16 protein-coding genes are annotated in these 23,594 nt (G+C 58.2%); 12 read left to right on the forward strand and 4 right to left on the reverse strand.

What is annotated here, in order from left to right; all coding sequences use genetic code 11:
* Positions 1-5 precede the first annotated feature (5 nt).
* Together H8709_RS10430 and H8709_RS10435 are read right to left on the reverse strand one after the other, a co-directional pair.
* Positions 6-1,451, reverse strand: a complete 1,446-nt coding sequence (locus H8709_RS10430; protein ID WP_262398313.1) for an ABC transporter permease — start codon at positions 1,449-1,451, stop codon at positions 6-8.
* Positions 1,452-1,532: 81 nt separating this feature from the next.
* Positions 1,533-2,918 carry an ABC transporter permease gene (locus H8709_RS10435; protein ID WP_262398314.1) on the reverse strand — a complete coding sequence of 462 codons (1,386 nt, stop codon included), beginning with the start codon at positions 2,916-2,918 and terminating at the stop codon, positions 1,533-1,535.
* A gap of 580 nt (positions 2,919-3,498) precedes the next feature.
* Here H8709_RS10435 and H8709_RS10440 point away from each other — a divergent pair.
* The 10 genes from H8709_RS10440 to H8709_RS10485 all read left to right on the forward strand — a co-directional run bounded on the left by H8709_RS10440 (position 3,499) and on the right by H8709_RS10485 (position 15,755).
* Positions 3,499-4,713 carry an ROK family protein gene (locus H8709_RS10440; protein ID WP_262398315.1) on the forward strand — a complete coding sequence of 405 codons (1,215 nt, stop codon included), beginning with the start codon at positions 3,499-3,501 and terminating at the stop codon, positions 4,711-4,713.
* 14 nt (positions 4,714-4,727) lie between these two features.
* The gene (locus H8709_RS10445; protein ID WP_262398316.1) at positions 4,728-5,783 is read left to right on the forward strand and encodes an aldose epimerase family protein; all 1,056 of its coding nucleotides are present in this window, start codon (positions 4,728-4,730) and stop codon (positions 5,781-5,783) included.
* A gap of 51 nt (positions 5,784-5,834) precedes the next feature.
* Positions 5,835-6,848 carry an aldo/keto reductase gene (locus tag H8709_RS10450; protein ID WP_262398317.1) on the forward strand — a complete coding sequence of 338 codons (1,014 nt, stop codon included), beginning with the start codon at positions 5,835-5,837 and terminating at the stop codon, positions 6,846-6,848.
* 507 nt (positions 6,849-7,355) lie between these two features.
* Positions 7,356-8,732 carry an L-fucose/L-arabinose isomerase family protein gene (locus tag H8709_RS10455; RefSeq protein WP_262398318.1) on the forward strand — a complete coding sequence of 459 codons (1,377 nt, stop codon included), beginning with the start codon at positions 7,356-7,358 and terminating at the stop codon, positions 8,730-8,732.
* 40 nt (positions 8,733-8,772) lie between these two features.
* Complete coding sequence (locus tag H8709_RS10460) at positions 8,773-9,891, forward strand: galactose ABC transporter substrate-binding protein (RefSeq protein WP_262398319.1); 1,119 nt, start codon at positions 8,773-8,775, stop codon at positions 9,889-9,891.
* 81 nt (positions 9,892-9,972) lie between these two features.
* Positions 9,973-11,472, forward strand: a complete 1,500-nt coding sequence (locus H8709_RS10465) for a sugar ABC transporter ATP-binding protein (RefSeq protein ID WP_262398320.1) — start codon at positions 9,973-9,975, stop codon at positions 11,470-11,472.
* 20 nt (positions 11,473-11,492) lie between these two features.
* Positions 11,493-12,503, forward strand: a complete 1,011-nt coding sequence (locus H8709_RS10470) for an ABC transporter permease subunit (protein ID WP_262398321.1) — start codon at positions 11,493-11,495, stop codon at positions 12,501-12,503.
* 172 nt (positions 12,504-12,675) lie between these two features.
* Positions 12,676-13,242: a TetR-like C-terminal domain-containing protein gene (locus H8709_RS10475; RefSeq protein WP_262398322.1), complete on the forward strand. Its 567-nt coding sequence runs from the start codon at positions 12,676-12,678 to the stop codon at positions 13,240-13,242.
* Positions 13,243-13,341: 99 nt separating this feature from the next.
* Positions 13,342-13,950 carry an HdeD family acid-resistance protein gene (locus H8709_RS10480; protein WP_262398323.1) on the forward strand — a complete coding sequence of 203 codons (609 nt, stop codon included), beginning with the start codon at positions 13,342-13,344 and terminating at the stop codon, positions 13,948-13,950.
* A 29-nt stretch (positions 13,951-13,979) separates the two neighbouring features.
* Positions 13,980-15,755, forward strand: coding sequence for an oleate hydratase (locus H8709_RS10485; protein WP_262398324.1), 1,776 nt, complete (start codon positions 13,980-13,982; stop codon positions 15,753-15,755).
* A 72-nt stretch (positions 15,756-15,827) separates the two neighbouring features.
* Here H8709_RS10485 and H8709_RS10490 read toward each other — a convergent pair whose 3' ends face one another.
* Positions 15,828-16,799, reverse strand: a complete 972-nt coding sequence (locus H8709_RS10490) for a transketolase family protein (RefSeq protein WP_262398325.1) — start codon at positions 16,797-16,799, stop codon at positions 15,828-15,830.
* Complete coding sequence (locus H8709_RS10495; RefSeq protein ID WP_262398326.1) at positions 16,800-17,669, reverse strand: transketolase; 870 nt, start codon at positions 17,667-17,669, stop codon at positions 16,800-16,802.
* Positions 17,670-17,992: 323 nt separating this feature from the next.
* Between H8709_RS10495 and H8709_RS10500 the strand changes: the two genes are divergently transcribed.
* Entirely contained in the window at positions 17,993-18,892 is a 900-nt protein-coding gene (locus H8709_RS10500; protein WP_262398327.1) for an AraC family transcriptional regulator, read from the forward strand.
* Positions 18,893-19,320: 428 nt separating this feature from the next.
* On the forward strand, positions 19,321-23,594 hold a 4,274-nt coding region (locus tag H8709_RS10505; protein ID WP_262398328.1), incomplete at its 3' end, for a cadherin-like beta sandwich domain-containing protein.

Genomic DNA, 23,594 nt, shown 5'->3' on the forward strand with positions numbered 1-23,594 from the left:
TCCTCCTAACTCATAGATGACAGGACATCCTTGGGCTTTTTCTTTAAAATGGGCACACCGGCCAAAGTGATGGACAGCGCGATGACCGCGCAACCGGCGGCGGCGACGGAAGCGATTTCCCCAGGTCCCAGGGGAATGTCGATGGAAACGGGAGTGCGGGCGGGCGCGTCATAGACAAACCCTTCCAGCATGACATATTCGGGAGCCTTCACCTCCCCCTGGGGCGGAGAGGCGGCGGAGAGCACCGCATTTCCCACCGGCGACGCCAGGAGACTGGCGCTGCCCCAGGAAAGCAGGAAAGCGACGGCAAAGACGAGGAGACATTCGAGTAATTGCTGCCACAGGATTTTCCACTTGCTCACCCCCATGGAGAGGAGAACCCCGATTTCATGGCCCCGGCTTTTGACCCCCATGGAGAGGATGAGGTAAATTAAAAACGCGCAGCCGAGGAGAACCACGATGATCAGGATGAGGGAGAGGGAACTCATGGTTTGGAGCGGCCCCGCAGAGGAACGGTAAAGGGCGTCGTCCCGGCGGATGGTAAAGTACATGGGGTCCAGCCCCTCGATGTCCTCCGCTTCCCCGATGACGCGATCGAGCTCTTTGGGGTCCTCGACAAAAAAGGTGGCGGAGCTGTACTTGCCGCCGCTTCCCAAGACGTCCTCGTGGGAGGTGTCCATGAAGACGTAATTTTCCGGATACCAGGATTCGATTGTCAGATAGCTGGAGGGTGGGAGCGCGGCGTTGATTTTAAAGATGCCCACAATGTGCATGGTAAAGGGTCCGGCGGTGACGGTTTCGTAGTCGCCGTCCGGCACTTCCAAGCCCTCCCTGCCGCTGGCGGTAAAGGTGTCCCCGACAGTCAGACCGCTGCGCTGCGCCATCACGTCGGAGATGAGGACTTCTCCCTGGCCGCCGGGCTGGATGTGGCGTCCCGCCACAATTTCTAGCGCCCCGGTGCGGAAGGCGGAATGCAGCTCACTGTCCCCGGTTACCTGGAAATCCAAGGCGTGGGCCCAGTAGATATCATTGGGGTCTTCTTCTACGGTGGAAGCATAGGCGCCGGGCACGATGTCCAGCCCTTCGGTATAAAGGAAGTGGGTGATGCTGTCGATGACATACCGCTCCACCCCGTCAATGGCCAAGACCTTGTCGATGAGGGCGTCGTCGATGACAGGGCCGGTGTAGATTTTGGTGGAGCCCTGGACCTTCCCGTCGACGATCACGTCTTCGATTTTCCATAGGTCGGGATTTTCTCCGTCGTAGCGGACCTTGAGGGTGAAGGTGCTGCCGAAGCTCAGCCGCAGGTCCTCTGCGGCGTCGGAAGCGCCCCGCTGTATGCCCAGGGCGATGAGCGCCAAGGTGGTCATGAGGAAGAGAAGGCCCAAAAGCAGGGCGGTCTTGCCTTTTTTTCGCGTCAGATAGAGAAATGCGCGTTTACCAATCCCCATAGAAAATCTCCTTTCACTGCAAAATCGTTTAGCTTATAGAGGATAAGATGTCTTTGGGATCGTGTGGATCGGAGGCTAGCCTTAACTCATATTGGAGAGGATGTTCTTAGGTTTGAGACGGATGATGGAAAGAGAGGCCGCCGATACCGAAAGAACAATGACGCCCGTGCCTGCTAGGACCACCGTCAGGAAGGAGGCGAGCCCCACCTTCACCTGGATGGGCTGGGTTTCCTCCGCCGCGAAATCGGGCGCATTGGGGTCGTTGAGGGGAGAGAAGGAGGAGTCGCTGGATTCTTCCGCCGTTTGGGAGGCGGAAATACCGGAGAGAACGGCGTTGCCAATGTGGTTGGCCGCCACGCTGGACAAAAGGAAGGAGGCGGCGAAAGCGATGACGGCGATCATCATACATTCCGCGATAAACTGCCCTAGGATGCTCCGTTTGCGGATGCCGATGGAGAGATAGATGCCGATCTCATGAATGCGGTTGCGGATCCACAAGAGAAGAATCAGGGAGAGGAGCACCACGCTTACTGCCATGATGATGACGATTAAGACGGTGATAAAACCGCTCAGCCGTTCCAGAGGACGGGCGGAAGTCTGGTAGGCCACGTCGTTGACATTGGCTTTAAAGGAGGGCCAATCGATGTCTTCCCGCTCTTCCAAATGGGAGAGGATATTGCCGATCTGCCGGGGATCCTTCACAAAAAAGGTGGCGCCGTAGCGGTAAATAGGCGCATCATTGCCCCGCAGAACGGAGGCCGCGTCAAAACCGGATTGGCTGTCGGTGAAGATGTAGTTTTCGATGAGGTCCCGCTCGGGGGAACCTACGGCGGAGGGGTAGCTGGCCACAATGCGGTAGATGCCGACCACCTCAAAGGAAAAGGATTTCCCCACGGCGGCGGCGTTGTCCCCCGCGATGTCCTCGTCAATGGCGCCGGTGATGGTATCGCCGATTTTCAGGCCGTTCATTCCGGCCAGTGTCTCGGAAATCAGGCACTTGCCCACGTCGTCGGGTGCGATATGCCGCCCCTCGCTCAGTTCGAGCGAGCGGGTCAGAAATTGATCGTGCAACTCGGTCTTGGTATTTGCTAGAAAGCGGGGTACCATGCCCCGGGGATCGTCGGGGTCGCTGGAGGAGAAATAGCCCGGGGTCAGCTGCAAATCTCCGGTGTTGAGATAGAAGATATCCATGCCGTTATAGTCCTTGACACCCTCTTCCTCCATCACCTTTTGACAAAGTTCCGGCGTGACCCGCTGCTTCCACTGATCAGCTTTATTGATGTCGTTTTCCAACTTAAAATAGGCCCCTAAATTTTCCCGGAGTTCAGACGCGGCGGACTGAGCGGCCCACTGCACCGAGATGCCGATGAGCGCTAGGGACACCATGACCAGGAGAATAAAAAAGAGCAGGATGCTCTTTCCCTTCTTTCTGGTGAAATAAAGGACCGCGCGTTTCCATAGAGTCATGGCATACCCCTCCGATCTGTATGAGATTTATCAATTTGTTGCGCTATCTGTGGATTTGTTTTGTCAATTTTAGAATAAATGACGGCTAATATTTTGTCAAGTAAAATGCCATACGAAATTTTCCTACATTTTTTGCTTTTTATAATATAAGAAGGGATTTATGACAATCAATGGAAGCTGTCATGGATAGAATGCCGTTTTTCCGGGGAAACCCATTGTCCGGCACAATGGGCATATCGTCTGAAAAACATGCCGGTGCAAAGTTCTATAAAAGTGGTCTAAAACAAGACGAGTATTATTATATATGACTAGGATTCTATCCTTTTGTTTATAAATACTATACGAAACACCGGATTCGTATTTAGAAAATCATACAAAGTTTAAAAATTTGTGCTGCGGGCATTGACAGAGAATTGAAAAAGTATATACTTTAATTAAAACAATTAATAAATTAATTGATAATTGATTTTACAATCCGCCTCCCTCTAACTTTTCTCAGGATGGAACAGAACGCTTGACATTCTGATTCACACATTTAATAATGGAATGAATAAATGCATGAAAAGGTGGATTTTGTCTTATGGGTAACATCATATCGTTAAAAATTAGAAATACCGTCAACGCCCTGGCCCTCATCAAACGGGAGGGGCCCATTACCAAGAATGAGATCTCCAAAAAAATCGGCATCACTTCCGTTTCCTCCCACAACATCGTCAACGACCTGCTGGATCAGAATGTGATTCGAGAGGCTACCGATACATCCAACGCCGTCACCAGCGGCGGACGCAAGGCCGTTAGCTATGAGCTCAACCCGGATTTCGGCATGGTGGTGGGCCAGCGGATGGTCCTCGGGCGGATCGAGACGGGGCTTTACGACTTCCAGTCAGCTTGCATCGCCTACCGGGAACGGCGGGTCAGTGAAACAAACCCCGACGTCATCCTGCGGCTGATGGTGGACGAAATCCAGGAGCTGTTGGAGGAAAACGGGATCGTCCCCGCGCAGGTCATCGGCGCGGGCGTCACCTGGCCGGGCCAGGTCAACGACATGACCGGCGTCATCCTCAACCTTCCCAACATCCCCGGTTACCGGGGGCTGGAAGCAAAACTCATCATGGAACAGCGTCTGGGATTTCCGGTCTATATCGGCAACGACGTCAAGGGTATGGTTTTGGCCCTTAAATGGATGGGCTACTGCGGCACCGACAGCCTGGCCTATTTTTCCAGCGGACCCGAGGGCGTGGGCTGCGGGGTCATCAATGAGGGGCGGCTTTTGAGCGGGTTTAACCACAACGCGGGGGAGCTTGCCCACATCCAGGTGGACTTCCACGGGAAGATGGCCAGCTTTGAACAAATCCTCCTCTACGCCAAGGTCATCGACCGGTGCCGCGCCGCATTAAAAGAGGCGGGGGAAGCGGTGGAGGAAGACTTTGATTTGGACGCGATGGTGGATCTCGCCAACGAGGGCAGCGAACCGGTGCTCCGGGTGCTCCGGGAGGCCCTTTCCTATATTAAAATGTGCATGGATATCCTGGTAAAGCTCTTGGACCCCCACTTCTTACTCTGGCAGGTGGAGTGGCTGGCCCGGATTCCCGCCCTGCGTCAGGAGCTGGAACAGATTGTCCGGGAGAGCTTTTCCAATGTCAGCTACTGCTATCTGCAGATACAGATGTGCGACATCGACCGTCTTTCCACTCTGGGGGCGGCGGCGCTGCTGTTTGATAACTTCTTTACCAACAAGACTTCAAAAAACCGCTTGTTCGCCTATAACAGCGAGATTCTCAGCAAGCGGGAATGAGAGGAGAAAGGTCTATGAGCATCCGTGTGGAAGATTTCGGCGCCTATCACGGCCACCCGGCCAAGCGGTTTATCCTGCAAAACCAAAACGGCTTCACCGCCTCGGTCACCGACGCCGGCGCCTCCATCGTCTCCATCCTGGCCCCCGACCGGGATGGGAAGCCGGGGGAAATGGTCCTAGGCTACGACTGCGCCGAGGATTACGAGAAGGGACACTCCTTCTTCGGATTCTCGGTGGGACGCCACGCCAACCGCATTGGGAAGGGACGGTTTGTCATCGGCGGGAAGACCTACCAGGTGGCATGCAACGACGGCCCCAACCACCTCCACGGCGGGCCGGCGGGATTTAACACCTACCTGTGGGACAGCGAGATCTTGGCGGACGGGGACGCGCCCCGGGTGCGCTTTTCTCTCCACAGCCCCCACATGGACCAGGGATTTCCCGGCAGCCTGGATGCTTTCATCACCTTTACCCTCAACGAATATAACGGACTGGAGCTCCTCTTTGAGGCCCAGTGCGATCAGGACACCCTTTGCAATCTTACGAACCACTGCTACTACAATCTGACCGGCGAGCCGGACGTCCAGACCATCGAGGGACACCGCCTCTCCATCGCCGCCGATTTCTTTACCCCCTGCGACGCGAACGCCCTGACCACCGGGGAGATCCGGTCGGTGGAGGGAACCCCCTTCGATTTCCGCAGCCCCCGGCTTTTAAGCGAGGGGATCAACGCCGACGACGAGCAGATCCGTTTTGGCGGCGGATACGACCACAACTACTGCCTCAACGCCCACGGCCCCGAGGAGCCCGTCTGCGTCCTTTCCGACCCCAAGTCGGGCCGGGTGATGCAGGTTTACACCGACCAGCCGGGACTGCAGCTCTATACCGGCAATGGGCTCGACGGCACCGAGACCGGCCACGATGGCCGGGCCTATCCCAGAAGGGCGGGGTTGTGCCTGGAAACCCAGGTCTTTCCCAACGGCAGCTCCTTCGCCCATTTTCCCACCCCGCTGCTCAAGGCGGGGGAACAGTACAGCCACCATGTGGAGTACCGCTTTTTAACCGAATAACGGGTGAAAGCCATCCGTTCGAGTCATCACTTGACGAGGAGGAGAATGAACATGAAGTACACCGCTTTGGGAAGAACCGGCATGCAGGTCAGCCGTTTCTGCCTGGGAACCACCAACTTCGGCAACGTCACCGACGAAAAGGAAGCCAGAAGAATCATGGACGCCGCCATCGACGCGGGTATCAACTACTTCGACACCGCCAACGAGTACGGCGGCGGACACAAGGGCATCACCGAGACCATCATCGGCCGGTGGTTCCAGGACACCGGCAAGCGCAAAAAGGTTATCATGCAGACCAAGGCATTCTCCTGGATGGCCGATTCCGACGACCCCATCAACGAAGAAGCCCACGGCCTTTCCACCTACAAGCTGCGGCGGAACTTGGAGGACTCGCTGAAAAGGCTGCAGACCGATCACATCGAAGTGTACATGATGCACCACTATGACCGGGGCACCTCCTGGGATGAGCTGTACGAGTGCTACCAGTCCATGCTCTATCAGGGCAAGATCGACTATCTGGGCTCCAGCAATTCGGCGGGCTACGACCTGTGCGAAGCACAGATGGAGGCCAAAAAACGCAACATCCTGGGCGTGGTGGTGGAGGAACACCGCTATAACCTGATGTGCCGCCTGCCCGAATTGGAACTGCTTCCGGCAGCGCAGAAGCTGGGCATCGGCACCTTCGCCTACAGCCCCCTCAACGCGGGCGTGCTGGCGGGCAAGAGCCTCCACGACCCGACAAAGTCCCGGCGCATCGAGGCAAACGTCATTGACGCCGAGCACCCGAAAGCGCCCAACTACATGAATTTTATCGACATGGAGCCCCAGCTTGCCAAATTCGCCAAGCTCTGCGACGAGCTGGGAGAGACCCAGGCCAACGTGGCCGTCGCCTGGCTGCTCAGCCGCCCCAACCTGACCGGCGTTATCGTGGGCCCCCGCACCGTCGAGCAGTTCGAGGCCATGCTGCCCGCCATGGAGCTGACCCTCCCCGACGACTTTATCAAAGAGATGGATCTCATCTTCCCCGGCCCCGGCGGCGGCGCGCCCGAAGCCTACGCCTGGTAGGTCCATCCAAACCAAAACGCGTGCTCTGTGTCAATGATAAGAATAGAGCCAAGTGTGCGACAGTCCCGCCGGCAGGCGCGCGGAGGACACAAGCGGCCCGCAGAAGACCAAAGCGCGTGCTCTGCGTCAGCGACAAGAATAGAGCCAAGTGCGCGACAGTCCCGCCGGCGCAGGCGCGCGGAGGACACAAGCGGCCCGCAGAAGACCAAAGCGCGTGCTCTGCGTCAGCGACAAGAATAGAGCCAAGTGTGCGACAGCCCCGCCGGTAGGCGCGCGGAGGACACAAGCGGCCCGCAGAAGACCAAAGCGCGTGCTCTGTGTCAATGATAAGAATAGAGCCAAGTGCGCGACAGCCCCGCCGGTAGGCGCGCTGTGGCGCGAATGAAATCTGCGCGCGTGGGCCACGGCAAAGTTGTGATCAGGGCCCGAGGCGCGTCTTCCTCGCCGGCAGGCGCGCGAAAAATGACGAAACCAAGGGAAAACTGAGAAGAGAAGGAGGAATCGGCCTTGTACAATTTCAGAAAATGCACCCTGGGGGTGGCCCCCACCCGCCGGGATATGTTCCTCAATAACTGCAAGGACGCCATCATCGAGCGCGTCCGGGAGCTGGCGGAAAAATACGACGTCGAGCTCGTCACCATCGAGGGGCTCACCGAGGAGGGGCTCCTCATCGACAACGGGGACATCGAAAAGATTGTCCGCCATTTCCGGGAAAACGACGTGGACGCGGTCTTCGTCCCCCACGCGAACTTCGGCCAGGAGGAAGCCGTCGCCAAGCTCTGCAAGGCCATGGGCAAGCCAGTCCTCCTCTGGGGACCCCGGGACCCCGCGCCCCTGGGTGTGGTCGACCAGATGGCCGACCGGGCCTACGATGTCCAGTGCGGCCTCTTTGCCACCGGTAAGGCCCTGCTCTCCTACGGCGTGCCCTACACCTACATCGAAAACTGCTGGATTGATTCCCCCATCTTGGAAAAGGGGTTTGATGATTTTATCCGCTCGGTCTGCGCGGCCAAGGCGTTTCGCAACGCCCGGGTGGCCCAGCTGAGCGTGCGGCCCTGGCAGTTTTTGACCGTGCGCTGCAATGAAAGCGAGCTCCTTGAAAAATTCGGCATCGAGGTGACCCCCATCGAGAGCAGCGAGCTGATCGCCGCCATCCAGGGGACCCTCTTGGGCCAAAAGGACGACATCGCCGCCAAGATCGCCGGCTGGGGCGAGAAGGTGGATCTCTCGGCCATGGAGCCGGGAGCGCTCGAGAAGATGGCGGCGGCCGTCATCGGCATCCGCCGGGTGGCCGAGGAGCACGGCTGCACCGTCATGGCGGGGGAGTGCTGGAAGATGCTCCAGGCCGCCTTTGGCATCAGCGCCTGCTTTGTCTGGGGTGCTCTCACCGACGAGGGGATGCCGGTCACCTGTGAGACCGATGTCCTGGGCGCCATCGGCTCGGGCGTTATGTTCGGCGCCACCCGGGGCGAGCACACCCCCTTCTTCGCCGACATCACCGTGCGCCACCCCACCAACGACAACGCGGAGTTGCTCTGGCACTGCGGGCCCTTCCCCATGTCTCTCGCCAAACGGGGGGGACACCCCAGCGTTATCGGCGGCAAGGGTCAGTGGGAGATCGAGGGCGGCGACATCACCATCCTGCGCATGGGCGCCGACCACGGCAGATACACCATGTTCGCCGGGGAGGTCACAGGCACCGAGGGGCCCAAGACCAACGGCAACTACATCTGGGTGGAGACCGACAACTGGCCCAAGTGGGAGAGAAAGCTGGTCACCGGGCCTTATATCCACCACGTCAGCGGCGCACACGGCAAATATCAGGCCATTATCCACGAGGCGCTCCGGTATATGGGCGATATCCACGCGGATTTTATAGAGTAAACGGGAGAAGAATGACACAACGACCAAAGGAGGAAGCACCATGTTGAAGAAACGAGTATTGGCAATCTTATTAGCATGCGCCATGCTACTCATTACCTTCGCCGGCTGTGCCAGCGAGGGCGGACAGGGATCATCCGGCGCCGCTGCGCCCGGCTCCTCGGGTGCAGACGCGTCCGGCGGCGCGGGCAACATCAAGGTGGGCGTTATCTGGCGCCGGTTCGACGACGCCTTCCAGACCGGTTTCCGCAAGATCATGGAGGCGGAAGCGAAAAACATGGGCATCGACATCAACATGCAGGACGGCGAGGAGGATGTGGCCATCGCCAACAACAAACTCGACACCCTGCTCACCAGCGGCTACAAGCTGCTGGGTATCATCCCCAAGGACCGCAACGCCCCCAACGCCATGATCGAAAAATGCAAGCGGGACGACGTGCCGGTGGTCTTCGTCAACACCGAGCCCATGCCCGAGGCCATGGAGTCCTACGACAAGGTCTGGTACGTGGGCGCGCCGGCCAAGGACTCCGGCACCATGAGCTGCCAGGTCCTGTGCGACTACTGGAAAAACAACACCTCCGTGGCCGACAAAAACGGCGACGGCAAGCTCCAGCTCCTGGTTCTCGAGGGCGAGCCGGGCCACGCGGACGTCAAGCTGCGCTGCGAAGCCTACTGGGAGACACTGAAGCAAAACGACATCGAATATGAGATCGTCAAGGACGACACCGCCATGTGGATGACCGACCAGGCCCAAAACAAGATGGCCGCGTGGCTGACCGAGCTTGGCGACAAGGGCATCGAGGGCGTGCTGTGCAACAACGACGGCATGGCCGTCGGCGCCATGAACGCCTGCATCCAGGCGGGGCTCAACCAGAACGGGCCGGGCAGCGCGGACTACATCCCCATCTGCGGCGTGGACGCCACGGTGGAGGCGCTGGAAGCCATGAAGAAGGGTACCTTGCTCGGCACCTGCGAGAACCCGAGACTGGGCCAGTCCCAGGCGTTCCTCAACGTCATCACCGCTATCTCCCAAGGCAACTACGAGATCACCGAGGAAGTTGTCAATGTGGAGGGCGCCAAGGTGGACGGCAAGTACATCTGGATCCCCTATGTCAAGGTGGATGAAACCAACGTGGACGAAGTGCTGGCACGCCAGCAGTAAACGCTCCCGCGGTGAGAAGGGGGAGGGAGATCCCTCCCCCGGCCCGCCGCCCTGTCTCTAAAAGATAGAGAGGTGAAGAGAATGAGCGAATATCGTCTGGAGATGGAGGGAATTGTCAAGCGCTTCCCAGGCGTGCTGGCGCTGGATCACGCCAGTCTCCGCGTGCGTCCCGCCTCGGTCCACGCCCTAGTGGGGGAAAACGGCGCGGGCAAGTCCACCCTGATGAACTGCCTGTTCGGCATCTACAAAAAGGACGAAGGGATGGTGCTGCTCGATGGGGAGCCCATGGAGATTAAGGGCACCCATCACGCCATCGAGTCGGGCATCGCCATGATTCATCAGGAGCTCAACCCCATCCCGGAACAGAATGTCCAGGACAACATCTGGGTGGGGCGGTACGACACCAAATACATGGTCATCGACGACGGGAAGATGTATGAGAAGACCAAGCGCCTGATGGACCAGGTGGGCTTTGACATCGACCCGAAAGAAAAGGCCAAAAACCTGTCGGTCTCCGAATTGCAGGCGGTGGAAATCGCCAAGGCCATCTCCTACAACGCCAAAATCGTGGTCATGGATGAGCCGACCTCCTCGCTGACGAGTACCGAGACGGATAAGCTGTTCCACCTGATACGGGAGATCAGGGAACAGGGCACCTCCATCATCTATATTTCCCACAAGATGGAAGAGATTTTTGAGATAGCGGACGAAGTGACCATCATGCGGGACGGCGCCACCGTGGGAACCTGGACCACCGAAGAGCTTTCGGTGGAGGACGTCATCAACAAGATGGTGGGCCGGACCCTGGAAAACCGCTTCCCGGAGCAGGAGACCCCGCCGCGGGAAGAACTCATGTTAACCGTCGAGAATCTAACTTCTGCGAATCCCAGGAGTTTTAAGGATATCAGCTTTACCCTGCGCCGGGGCGAAATCATGGGCATCGGGGGGCTGGTGGGCGCACAACGCACCGAGATGGTGGAATCCCTGTTCGGACTGCGCCCTGTTTTGTCGGGGACCATCGTTAAGGGCGGGAAGGAACTCCATCTCAAAAATCCCCACCGGGCCATCCATGAGGGATTCGCGCTGCTCACCGAGGAGCGGCGCACCACCGGCATCCTGCCGCTGCTCTCGGTGGAGGACAATGTGCTGGTGGCCAATCTCAAAAAGTATTCCAACGCTCTTCAGGTCATCAAAAACAAGGAGGCCAGGAAGAATGTCCAGGCCATCTGCAAGGCCCTCAACGTCAAGACCCCCACGCTCAAGACCAGGATCATGAACCTGTCCGGCGGCAACCAGCAGAAGGTGCTGCTGGGACGGTGGCTGTTGACCAATTCCAATATCCTCATCCTGGACGAACCGACCCGGGGCATCGACGTGGGCGCCAAATATGAGATTTATAAAATTATGCGGGACTTGGCGGCCCAGGGGAACTCCATCATCATGGTGTCCTCCGAGCTGCCCGAGCTTTTGGGCATGTCGGACCGGATCCTGGTCATGTGCGACGGCAGGATGACGGGGATCCTCTCCAAAGAGGAGGCCACGCAGGTGGAAGTGATGCGTCTGGCCACCCAGTTTACATAATCAGCCAGGGAGGGAATATCATGGGAAAGTCAAGCCCACTTACCGCAATCAAAGTCAAACGATTTGTCTATAACAATGCCCTGATGCTGGTTCTGGCCGTGGGTATTGTGGTCATCGCCATCCTCAATCCTCAGTTTATCCAAATCCGTGTGGTCAAGGATATCCTCACCCAGTCGGCGGTCAAGCTGCTTGTGGCGTTGGGGCTCATGTTCCCGCTGCTCACCGGAGGCACCGACCTGGCCGGCGGACGCCAGGTGGGCCTGGCCGCCGTGCTGGCCGCCTCCATGATGCAGACGGCCGCCTATTCGTCCCGCTTTTTCCCGGGACTGCCCCAAATCCCGGTCATTGTGCCCATCCTCATCGTGGCGGTGGTGCTGGCGGTGGTCGGCTTCTTTAACGGCCTGATGGTGGCAAAGCTCTCCCTGCCCCCGTTTATCGCCACCCTGGGCATGTCCACCATCGTCTACGGCGCGAACCTGCTCTACTTCGGCATGGAGCCAAACTCCGCCCAGCCCATCGGCGGGCTGCGGGACGACTTCACCTTTTTGGCCCAGCACCAGTTCTTTGGACAAATCAACATCCTGATCGTCATCGCGGCGGTCTTTGTGGTCATCGTCTGGTTTGTCCTCAATAAGACCACCTATGGCCGGATGGTCTACGCCGTGGGCGGCAACCCCAAGGCCGCCAAGGTGGCGGGCATCAACGTGGTGCTCATCCTCATATCGGTCTATGTCATCGAAAGTATTTTGGTGGGCTTCGCCGGCGTTTTGGAGGCGGCGAGGACCATGAGCGCCCAGGCCTCCTACGGTACCTCCTACGAGTTCGACGCCATCTCCGCCTGCGTGGTGGGCGGCGTCTCCCTCTCGGGAGGCGTGGGCAAGGTGTCGGGCGTGGTGCTCGGCGTCATCATCTTTACCGTCATCAACTATGGCTTGGCCTTCATCGGCGTCAACCCCAACTGGCAGCTCATCATTCGCGGTCTCATCATCTGCGCGGCCGTGGCCTTTGACGTCAAGAAAGCCACCATCTAGCGCCTACCTTATAAAACGCGAGTTTTCCTCTTCTTTTCCACTATCTCATTTCTCACAGCAAGGGGCCCGGGGGATTTTCCCCGGGCCCCTTGCCGCGTTCGGGCGCAAAAGACTGGCGCGGGGAGGGGAAGGGTGGTAGAATAGAAAAAGATCATGTCGGGAGGTGGAGCCTATGGCCCAGACGACAAAGCGGGCGCTGGCGGCTTCTTTAAAAAAGCTGCTGGGGAAAAAGACGCTTGACAAAATCACGGTGGTGGACATTGTGGAGGACTGCGAAGTCAACCGCCAGACCTTTTACTACCACTTTCAGGACATCTATGACCTGGTGGAGTGGATTTTCCTCACCGAGGCGGAGAAGGCCATCGGCGGGAAGAAGACCTACGACACTTGGCAGCAGGGCTTTTTGCAGCTGCTTCTCTATGTCCGGGAGAACGGGCCGCTGGTAATTAACGCCTACCACTCCATCAGCCGGGACCAGTTGGAGCGCTATCTCTACCGGGTGACCTACGACCTACTCATTGGGGTGGTGGAGGAACAGGCGGCGGGGATGAGCGTGCGGGACGAGGATAAGCGCTTTATCGCCGACTTTTATAAGTTTGCCTTCGTGGGGCTCACTCTCGACTGGATCCGCACCGGCATGAAGGAGGACCCGGCCCGCATCATCGACCGGCTGAGCATCCTCATCCACGGGGACATCACCCGGGCGCTGGAAAAATACCGGACCGACCGCCAAAACTAGACAAATCAGTGAAACTGTCATAAATTTAGACAATGGGGCCGCCGTGTTGGATTCTTCGACACGGCGGCCCCATTGTCTATGGAAGGGGGAGGAAAGCGGGTGTATGATAAGGACGAAAACAGCGAAAGGATGAGCGTCATGCAAACAAAAAAGATCAAAGGGACCTTCCTGTTGATCGCCATTCTCAACATTGTGCTGGGCCTGTGCCTCATCATCTGGCCCCAGATTTCGGCGGTGACCCTGTGCTATCTCTTCGGGGCCCTGACGGCGGCGGCCGGGCTCTTCCAGGTGATCTGCTACTTTAGCCGCGACAGCTACGGCATCCCGCTCGCCTCCGACCTGGCGTTGGGGCTAATGAGCCTCATCGTCGGCGCCATCCTCATCCTCCATCCGGGGGACGTCATCACCCTCCTGCCCATCGTCATCGGCATCCTCGTCGTACTCAACAGCGTCTTTTTGCTGGAGGCGGCCATCGACGTCAAGCGGGCGGGCATCGAGAGCTGGTGGGCGATCCTCCTCATGGCGGTCATCGGCGCGGTCCTGGGCGTGCTCCTCCTCTTCCACCCCTTTGCCGGCGCCAGCGCCCTGATGATTCTCATCGGCGCCGCCCTCGTCGTCAGCGGCGTGGAAAACATCTGCGCCGTCATCTATCTCAAACGGTATGTCAAGGAAAACTACGATGTGGAAACCATCTATATCCGCAAATAAACCCCATAGAAATAAAGGAGAACTGCGTTATGTATTATTCCAATGGCAACTACGAAGCGTTTGCCCGCCCGGTCAAGCCGGAGGGCGTGGACAGAAAATCGGCGTACCTGGTGGGGAGCGGCCTGGCTTCCCTGGCGGCGGCCTGCTTTTTAGTGCGGGACGGCCAGATGAAGGGGGAGCACATCCACATTTTAGAGGAGCTCTCCATCGCCGGCGGCGCCTGCGACGGCATCAACGACCCCCAGAAGGGCTTTATCATCCGGGGCGGCCGGGAGATGGAAAACCACTTCGAATGCCTGTGGGACCTCTTTCATTCCATTCCCTCCCTGGAGACCGAGGGGATTTCGGTCCTCGACGAGTTTTACCGGCTCAATAAGCGGGACCCCAACTACTCCCTCATGCGCGCCAGCGTCAACCGGGGAGAGGACGCCCACACCGACGGCAAGTTCGCCCTGTCCGAAAAAGCGTCCATGGAGATTGTGAAGCTCTTTTTGACCAAAGACGAGGACCTCTACGACAAGACCATCGACGACGTCTTCGACGAGGAGTTCTATGCCTCCAACTTCTGGCTCTACTGGCAGACCATGTTCGCCTTTGAAAAGTGGCACAGCGCTTTGGAAATGAAGCTCTATATTCAGCGCTTTATCCACCACATCGGCGGCCTGCCCGACTTTTCCGCCCTCAAATTCACCAAATATAACCAGTACGAATCCCTGATCCTGCCCATGATGAAATACTTGGAAGACCACAACGTCCAGTTTCAGTACGACACCCGGGTGACCAATGTCCGCTTTGAAAAGAAGGACGGCAAAAAGGTGGCCCGTCAGATCGAGTGCATCCGCGGCGGAAAGCAGGAGACCATCGATCTCATCGAGGACGACCTGGTCTTTGTCACCAACGGAAGCTGTACCGAAAACGCCACCCTGGGCGACGACGACCACGCCCCGGAGATGAACACCCGGCCCGGCGAGGGCGGCTGCTGGCAGCTTTGGAAGAATATCGCGGCCCAGGATCCCGACTTCGGGCGCCCGGACAAATTCTGCTCCGATATTCACGCCACCAACTGGGAGTCGGCCACCATCACCACCCTGGACGGCAGAATCCCGCCCTACATCGAGAAGATGTGCAAGCGCGACCCCTTCAGCGGCAAGGTGGTCACCGGCGGCATCATCACCGTCAAGGACTCCAAGTGGCTGATGAGCTTCACCCTCAACCGCCAGCCTCACTTTAAGAGCCAGCCCAAGGACCAATTGGTGGTCTGGGTCTACGGCCTTTACACCGACGTCCCCGGCGACTTCATCCAAAAGCCCATGAAGGAGTGCACTGGCAACGAGATCGTCCAGGAGTGGCTCTACCACATCGGCGTGCCGGTGGAGGAAATTGAAGAGCTCTCCCACACCGGCGCCCACTGCGTCCCCTGCATGATGCCCTATATCACCTCCTTTTTCATGCCTCGCACCAAGGGGGACCGTCCCAAGGTGGTGCCTGAGGGCTGCGTCAACTTCGCCTTCATCGGCCAGTTCGCCGACACGGTCAGGGACACCGTCTTCACCACCGAATATTCGGTGCGCACCGCCATGGAAGCGGTCTACACCCTCTTGGACGTGGACCGGGGCGTCCCCGAGGTCTTCGGCTCCTGCTACGACGTCCGGGTGCTCCTCGACTCCACCTCCAAGATGATGGACGGCAAAAAGCTCTCCGACCTGAAACTCCCCTTCTTTGCGGAGCTGGCCGGGAAAACGGCGCTCAAAAAGTTTTCCGGCACCGTTGTGGAAGAACTGCTCGAACGCTACCACCTCATTTAACGGCGCTTCCAAGCGCAGAAAAGCCCCCGCTAACAAGCGGGGGCTTTTCCTTTGGCCTTATGACCGAAAGCGCTATTTCATCAGCAGATTTTTCACCGTCTCGGCGATGCCGTCGGGGTCCATGCCGTAGTGGCGGTAGACTTCGTCGGGGGCGCCCAGGAGGGCAAACTCGTCGGGCAGGCCGACGCGCTTAAACTTCCCGGAGAATCCCGCTTCCAACAGGACCTCCGCCACGGCCCCGCCGAGGCCGCCGTTGATGGAGTGCTCCTCCACCGTGACCACATGGCCGGTTTCCCCGGCGCAGCGCAGCAGCATTTCGGTGTCCATGGGCTTGATGGTGTGCATGTCGATGACCTGGGCGCTGATGCCATAAGCTTCCCTGAGCTTTTTGGCCGCCATCAGGGACCAGTAGACGCTGGACCCGGCGGAAACCAGGGTCACGTCCTTGCCGGGGAGGGTTTCGATGGCCTTGCCGAAGGCGTAGTCATAGTCCCCATCGGCGTAGACCTGGGGGGAGCCGCCCCGGTCGATGCGGATGATCATGGGGCCCTCGTACTGCAGGGAGGCCCGGACGGCCTTGGCGCACTGGCCGGCGTCGGCGGGTACCTCGATGACCAGGTTGGGGATGGCCCGGTAGAGGGCTAAGTCCGCGATGCAGTTGTGGGTGGGGCCGCCGCCGGCGGTGAGACCCGCGTGGGTGCCGATGAGGCGGACGTTGACATCGTTGTAGGCGATGTCGGTGTGGATCTGGTCGGCGGTGCGCAGGGAAAGGAAGGGCCCGAAGACCTGGGAATAGACCACCTGGCCGGAGAGGGCCAGACCCGCGGAGGCCCCCACCTGGTTGGGTTCGGCGATGCCGAAGTTAAAGCAGCGCTCGGGATATTTTTCGATGAGCTTCCCCGCCGAGGAGGAGGGAGTCACGTTGTCGGTGTAGGTGAAGACAAAGTCGAGTCCCTCGTCGGCCATGCGGATTAACTCCTCCGCGTAGGCCTCCCGGGCGCTGGAAAGCATCTGATCGAAGTTATAGGTTGTCTGTACCGCCATTTATCTCACCCTCCTATTCTTTTCCACGCTGGCAAGGGCGCGGTCGAGCTCCTCCTTGGCGATGCCGCCGCCGTGCCAGTTGGGGTTATTCTCCATGAAGTCCACACCCTTGCCCTTGACGGTGTTGGAGATGATGAAGACGGGCTTCCTCCGGCTCACCGGGTCGGCGGGGGGCAGGGACTGGAGGGCGGCGCAGACCGCGTACATGTCGTTGCCGTCGATTTCAATGACATCCCAGCCGAAGGCCCTCAGCTTTTCGTCCAGGGGATTGAGATTGAGGATCTCGGTGGTGGGGCCGGTCATCTGGAGCTGGTTTTTGTCCACGATGGCCACCAGGTTACCCAGCTTGTAGTGGCCCGCCGACATGATGGCCTCCCAGTTGGTGCCCTCGTTGAGCTCGCCGTCCCCGACGATGACAAAGGTGCGCCAGTTCTTCTTCTGCTTGCGCGCGCCCAACGCCATCCCCAGGGCGATGGAGAGGCCGTGTCCCAAACTCCCGGCGGAAACCTCGATGGCGGGGACGTATTTGCGATTGGGGTGCATGCCGAATTTGGCGGTTTCCAGCGTCTCAAAATGCTCCACCATGTAATCCATGGTGTACATGCCCAGGTCCGCAAAGATGGTGTAGAGGGTCTCGCCGCAGTGGCCCTTGCTGAGCACCAGGCGGTCCCGATCCTCCCATTTGGGATTTTTCGGGTCATAGTTCATGTACTGGTAGTAGAGGGCCACGGACATCTCGACTAAGGAGAGTTCCCCTCCGAGATGTCCCATGCCGATGCGGTAGATAAACGTGAGCAGGTCCCGGCGAATCTGGTAGGCCTTGTCCTCCAGGCGTCTGACGAGTTCCATGTCCACAAGCGTTTGCACCATGGTCAGTTCTCCTTTCTTTCCGGGGCCGTGCGGCTCCTTTCCTTAACTATAAAAGGAGATGCGGGGAAAGGCAATCTTTCAAACAGACAAAAAATGGAGAAGGATGTCCGCCAAAGCCGGGCATTGTCCCATGGCCGGCGGTGTGATAAAATAAAAGAACAAGCGGGCGCGGGCGGCGCTATATTCCGGCTTTCACCGCGCGGCGCTCATCGTCGGAAGCGCCCGGCGTCCGGGACAACGGACCAAATGGCCATAGCCAAGAGCTCCGAAGAGGAGAAAGCTTGGTGGCGTTTTAAGGCGGCGCGAGAGAGGGAGGAAACCGGATGTACAAGCAAAAACAGAGCCCCTATTACGACCCCTTTGTCACCAGGATTCCCACCCCTTCCTTTGAGCTCATCGTCAACTACATGGAGCGCCACGACGAGACCACGGCGGAGTTCCCCCACACCCACACCTCCTGCGAAATCTACTACGCGCTGGAAGGGGAAGTGCACCTGTCGGTGGAGGGGGAAATCCACGCCATGTCCCCCGGCGACTTCGCCTTTTTGCCCCCCGAAACCACCCACCGGGCCATCTATGAGCCGGGGCTTGCTAAAAAATATTTCGTCATCATCTTCGACCTCAAGGAGCACGCGGCTCTCTCCAAACAGGGGGAGGACACGGCCTATGCGGTGCTCGCCGGGGTGCTTGCTTCCGGCGTTTGCTTTGGTCGTGACCATAACAACGCCCAGAAGATTTTTGAGGAAATCTGCCGGGAGATTGTGGAACGCCCCTTTGGCTGGGAGATGATGCTCCAGTCCCTCTACCTGCAGCTCATTCTCAGCGTCATGCGCAATATTGTGCCCGGCGACGGGGCGGGGAAGCGGCGGGAGGCGCCCAACCTGGCCATCGAGATCACCAAATATATCTATGCCAATTACGACCGGGACATCACCCTGCAGGACATCGCCGACGCCCTCTATATCTCCCCCAGGCACATCAGCCGCCTCTTTTATGAGTATTTCGGCACCAGTTTCGCCAAGACCCTGAGCATCTACCGGCTCAATTACGCCAAGAACTACCTGTGCGACACCGATCTTTCAGTGGAGGAAATCGCGCCGCTGGTGGGGTTTGCCACCCCCAACGCCCTCTACCGCCTCTTTCGGGAGATGGAGGGGATGTCTGTTTCCGAATACCGACAGCAATACCGCACCCTAGCGGCTACGAGGGATGGAGAGGAATGAAAGGCGCTTGGCGGCAATTGATGATGGAATCAGCCGGTCCCCTTTTTAAAGGAGACCGGCCTTTTTTCGTGGAGACTTTTCCTCAGTCAAAGAAAAACTTTACAAAGTTTTGCTGATTGCCATAGTGAGATTTAACAATAAAAGATCGAAAGTGGTTCACAATGAGAAAATGTTGTACGCAGGAAAAATCATAAGAAATTCTGATCAATTAGCTAAAATGCGCATGGATTGCGGGTATGATCGATGGTATATCATGGATTGTACGAAATTAAAGAAATGTGTAGAAATTCACTTGTTTGTTTTTAGGCATCTTTATCATACCAATTTGACGGCAAAGGGACCGCTTGCAAAAGGGATGGCAGTGTGATAAAAAGTAAAGAATAGACCGCGTTCCCATGGCGCGGTGGAAAAATATAGGAGGGTAAATAGTGGAAAAGAAAAAGTACGCAAGCGGGAGCGGGAAGGGCCGGCAATGCCTGGCGCTGCTGCTCAGCTTCATGATGGTGCTGACCTGTATCATTCCGGCCAGTGCAAAAGAATTGGATAAAAATGGAGAATCGAACCAGAGCGCTCTGGTATCTCCTGAGGAATCCTCAGGAGATAATGGTCTCTATCGGAAACCGCGGCTCGCGAAGCCCGCGGCCAACGCCTTGGGCGGCGAGACGCTCGCATTAGACGGCGCGGTGATACCGGCGGGTTCTTCGGCGCTGGGAAGCGCTGCGGAGGGCTGGACCATCGCCAACATCAACGACAACAACTTTGTCATGTTTCCCCACAAACTCAACGACTTTACCCTGGAAGCGGACGTGGATATTCTGGATGGAAACTGGGCGCTGGGCCTTGCCTTCGGCGTCCAGAACATCGACAGCCCCGCCTCCGAATTTATGGCGACCCATGTCAACCCGGGCCGGGGCAACACCTGGATGTTCCGCAGCTCCGACCAGGTGGGTCTCAATGTCTTCGGGAGCCTGGCGGGGGTGGACCTTGCCCAGACCATCCACCTGAAACTGGTGGTGGAGGGGACGAATTTCCGCTTTTATGTCAACGATATGGACTCGCCCAACAGTACCGGCAGCTATCCGGCCTATGCGGGCGGCTATGTGGGACTGATGTCGGCCCTCACCCAGACGAAATTTACGAACGTGACCCTCAAAGACAAAGCCGAATCGTCCTCCCCGGAGGACCCGGTCGCGGAGGGTATCATTGTGCCCGAGGGCTCCGACGCCACCGGAAATCCGACCGACGGCTATATCCTCAACTACCTCAACCGCAATAACTTCGCCGTCTTCGACACCTATGCGGAGACCCTCTCCTTTGAAACCGACGTGGAATTTCTCTCTGAATCCGCTCGGGCGGGCGGTATCCTCTTCGGCGTCAACGACCCCAACACCGTGGACACCTGGAGCGCCGTCCATCTGGAGGCGTACAGCGGCAATCTGCGCATTTTCTCCGACTATGGCGGCATCGACCAGTCGGCCGCCCTGCCCGGGGTGGACCTAACCCAGAAAAACCGGCTGAAATTGACCATTGACGAACAGAACAATGTCAGCATTTTCGTCAACGATATGGACCATCCCGTCCTAACCGCCAAATACCCCAGTTACCGGGGCGGCTATGTGGGCTTTAACTGCTCGCTGTCCCAGACGAAATTCTCAAACTATAAAATTACCGCCGGTCTGGTGCCGGAACCGGAGCTGAAAGCGACCGGTCTGGGCAAGGCCTCAGGCGGTGCCTTCTCCGAGAATGGAGAAGGCTATGTGCAGCAGCGGACGGAAGAGGAGAACATCACCCTCTTTGAACCGAAGGTGACCGCCTTCGACTATACGGGGACCGTGGAACTGCGGGAAGCCGGGGAAGGCGCCTTTGCGGGGCTTGTCTTCGGCGACCGCCAGATGAAAAATCCCCGGGCCAAGTGGGGCGCGGTGGAACTCATCCCCGGCGAGAAAAAAATCCGGGTGGTCTATAACCGCATTACCCTCAAGGAGAGCGAACCGCTCGAGGACGTGGACTTTAACCAGCCGGTGGAGCTGAGAGTAAAAATCGGGGCCAAAAACGTGCTGGACGTCTATGTCAACGGCAGCGCGGACCCGGTGCTGTCCGTGGGGTGTGAAACCTATAACGGCGGCTATGTGGGATTCATCAGCCGGAATGGGCAGGCGTCCTTTGAAAAGCTCTCCCTTTCCGCCCTGGCAGAGCCCCGCCTTGACTCCCTGGAGGTGGACGGCGTGCCGGTGGACTTTAACCCGGACGAGCTGATGTATCTGGTGCATGTGGGCGCCGATACGGCGTCGGTCAAAGTGAAGGCCACCGCGCCGGAGGGGATGGCGATCTCCATCCGCGGTACTCCGGTGGAAAGCGGAGTGGAGTCCGGGCCCATCCCGGTCAGCGGCGGCCACAACGCCATCCTCATCAGCGTAACCAGCGACAAGTATGAAACCGTGTACAACGCGGCTGTCTATAAGGAACTTGACCAGGAGACCCTCTATGAAGAGCCCTTCCGGCCCCGGTTCCACTATTCCGCTGCGCAAAACTGGATCAACGACCCCAACGGGCTCAGCTATAACCCCCACACGGGAGAATACCACATGTTCTACCAGTATAACCCCTTCGGCGGCGGCTGGGGCAACATGAGCTGGGGCCATGCGGTTTCCAAGGATTTGGTGCACTGGAAGGAGATGCCGGTGGCGCTTTATGCCGATGAATTCGGCAATATGTCCTCGGGCTCCTGTGTCATCGACGAGAAGAACACCTCCGGGCTCTTTGACGAATCCACGCCACCCGACTCCCGGATGGTGGCGCTTTTCACCCACAACAGCGAGTTCCCCTGTCCCGGCGGCATCGGCCCGGGGGTTCAGGATACGGTAGGTGGCAGACAGGAACAGTATTTGGCTTATTCCAAGGACGGCGGGACGACTTGGATCCAGTATGAAGGCAACCCCGTCCTTCCCAACGAGGGATATGCGACCTACGGCAACGATTTCCGCGACCCCAAGATTTTGTGGATCGAGGACGAAAGCTATGACAGCGGCGGCATCTGGCTGATGGTCGTGGCGGGGGGCTATGCAAGACTGTACACCTCCCCTGACCTCATCCACTGGACCTTTAATTCCGACATTCAGGATGCCGCGGGCAACCGCATCTGGACCGAATGTCCCGACCTGTTCCAGCTGCCGGTGGACGGGGGAACGGACAAGTGGGTCTATGTGGGCTATGTATCCCCCGACGAGTGGTATTATGTGGGAGAACTGACCAAACAGGACGGCGTTTTCCACTTCCGCTCAGAAACCGAGAAGCAGTCCGGTAACGGCGGCTTTGTCTATGCTACCCAGAGCTATTATAACGACCCGCAGGGCCGGCGGATTCTGGTGAGCTGGCTCAATGACGGGAGCTACGGCCTGCCGGGGAAAACCTGGACCGGGATGCAGAGCATTCCCATGGAAACGAAGCTCGTCAGCTACCAAGACGGCTACAAAATGACCAGCTACCCGGTGGAGGAACTGAAATCCCTGCGTCTGCCGGATCCCCTGTTTACCACGGAAAATCAAACCGTCTCCGAGGGGGATGAAAACATCCTCAAAGACGTGCAGGGCGCTTTCTACGATGTGGAAGCGGTCATTGATCCAGGCACCGCCACTGCCTTCGGGCTGAAGCTGCGCGTCAACGGCGATCAAACCTTGATTGTCAAATATGATACCGCAAAACAAACCATGGACTTTCATTCGGCGACACTGGATCGTTCCCTGTCCATGATACCCATGGACGACGGCAAGGTGAAACTCCGCGTCTTGGTGGACTCTTATGTCGTCGACGCCTTCGGCAACGACGGAATCACTGCGCTTACAGGGCTGTTTGTCCCCGATTTGAACAATATGAACGACGACGGCATGGAGTTTTACGTGGAGGGCGGCGATGTGACTGTCGATTCTCTGAATATCTACGCCATGGATTCCTCTTGGAAGGAGCCGTCGCCCCAGCCGGTACCCACGGTTCTCACCGACCTGACCCTGTCCTCGGCCCTCCTCACCCCCCAGTTCTCCGCCGATGTGACCGAGTACACCGCAACTGTGGCGAACTCTGTGGACTCCATCAAGGTCCTGCCCACCTACACCGGCGACGCCGCTGTCACCGTGAATGGCACGGAAGTGACTTCTGGCGCTTACTCCGCCGACATCAGCCTCAATGTGGGCGAGAACGCCATCACCGTCGTCGCAGGCGAGAAGACCTACACCATCAAGATCACCAGAGAGAAGCCCGCTCCAGTTCCCACTGTGCTTACAGGTTTGGCTCTCTCCACCGGTACCTTGGCTCCCAACTTTAGCACTGAAGCCACAGAGTATACCGCGACGGTCGCGAACTCTGTGGACTCCATCAAAGTTCTGCCCGCCTACACCGGCGATACAGCCGTCACCGTGAACGGCACGGAAGTGGCTTCCGGCGCTTACTCCGCCGGTATCTCCCTGAGCGTTGGCGAGAACACCATCACCGTCGTCGCGGGCGAGAAGACCTACACCATCAAGGTCACCAGAGAGGACAAAAAACCTCCTGTTACCGAGACTCCTTTCCTGGATGGTCTGGAACTCAGCCAGGGCGTCCTACAGCCCAGCTTCGACAAGGATGTCAACGCCTACAGCGCCTCTGTCACAAATAGTGTGGACTCCATCCAGGTCAAACCCTTCTACTCCGGCGAGATGGCAGTCACTGT

The sequence above is a fragment of the Zongyangia hominis genome, assembly GCF_014385095.1.
GTDB classification, from domain to species: Bacteria; Bacillota; Clostridia; order Oscillospirales; family Ruminococcaceae; genus Zongyangia; species Zongyangia hominis.

Excerpts from the sequence above, each read along its gene's own strand:
- H8709_RS10440 (WP_262398315.1), top strand. The coding sequence starts at position 3,499 with ATGGGTAACATCATATCGTTAAAAATTAGAAATACCGTCAACGCCCTG.
- H8709_RS10445 (WP_262398316.1), top strand. The coding sequence starts at position 4,728 with ATGAGCATCCGTGTGGAAGATTTCGGCGCCTATCACGGCCACCCGGCC.
- H8709_RS10435 (WP_262398314.1), bottom strand. The coding sequence starts at position 2,918 with ATGACTCTATGGAAACGCGCGGTCCTTTATTTCACCAGAAAGAAGGGA.
- H8709_RS10465 (WP_262398320.1), top strand. The coding sequence starts at position 9,973 with ATGAGCGAATATCGTCTGGAGATGGAGGGAATTGTCAAGCGCTTCCCA.
- H8709_RS10430 (WP_262398313.1), bottom strand. The coding sequence starts at position 1,451 with ATGGGGATTGGTAAACGCGCATTTCTCTATCTGACGCGAAAAAAAGGC.
- H8709_RS10490 (WP_262398325.1), bottom strand. The coding sequence starts at position 16,799 with ATGGCGGTACAGACAACCTATAACTTCGATCAGATGCTTTCCAGCGCC.
- H8709_RS10460 (WP_262398319.1), top strand. The coding sequence starts at position 8,773 with ATGTTGAAGAAACGAGTATTGGCAATCTTATTAGCATGCGCCATGCTA.
- H8709_RS10500 (WP_262398327.1), top strand. The coding sequence starts at position 17,993 with ATGTACAAGCAAAAACAGAGCCCCTATTACGACCCCTTTGTCACCAGG.
- H8709_RS10485 (WP_262398324.1), top strand. The coding sequence starts at position 13,980 with ATGTATTATTCCAATGGCAACTACGAAGCGTTTGCCCGCCCGGTCAAG.
- H8709_RS10470 (WP_262398321.1), top strand. The coding sequence starts at position 11,493 with ATGGGAAAGTCAAGCCCACTTACCGCAATCAAAGTCAAACGATTTGTC.
- H8709_RS10450 (WP_262398317.1), top strand. The coding sequence starts at position 5,835 with ATGAAGTACACCGCTTTGGGAAGAACCGGCATGCAGGTCAGCCGTTTC.
- H8709_RS10475 (WP_262398322.1), top strand. The coding sequence starts at position 12,676 with ATGGCCCAGACGACAAAGCGGGCGCTGGCGGCTTCTTTAAAAAAGCTG.
- H8709_RS10495 (WP_262398326.1), bottom strand. The coding sequence starts at position 17,669 with ATGGTGCAAACGCTTGTGGACATGGAACTCGTCAGACGCCTGGAGGAC.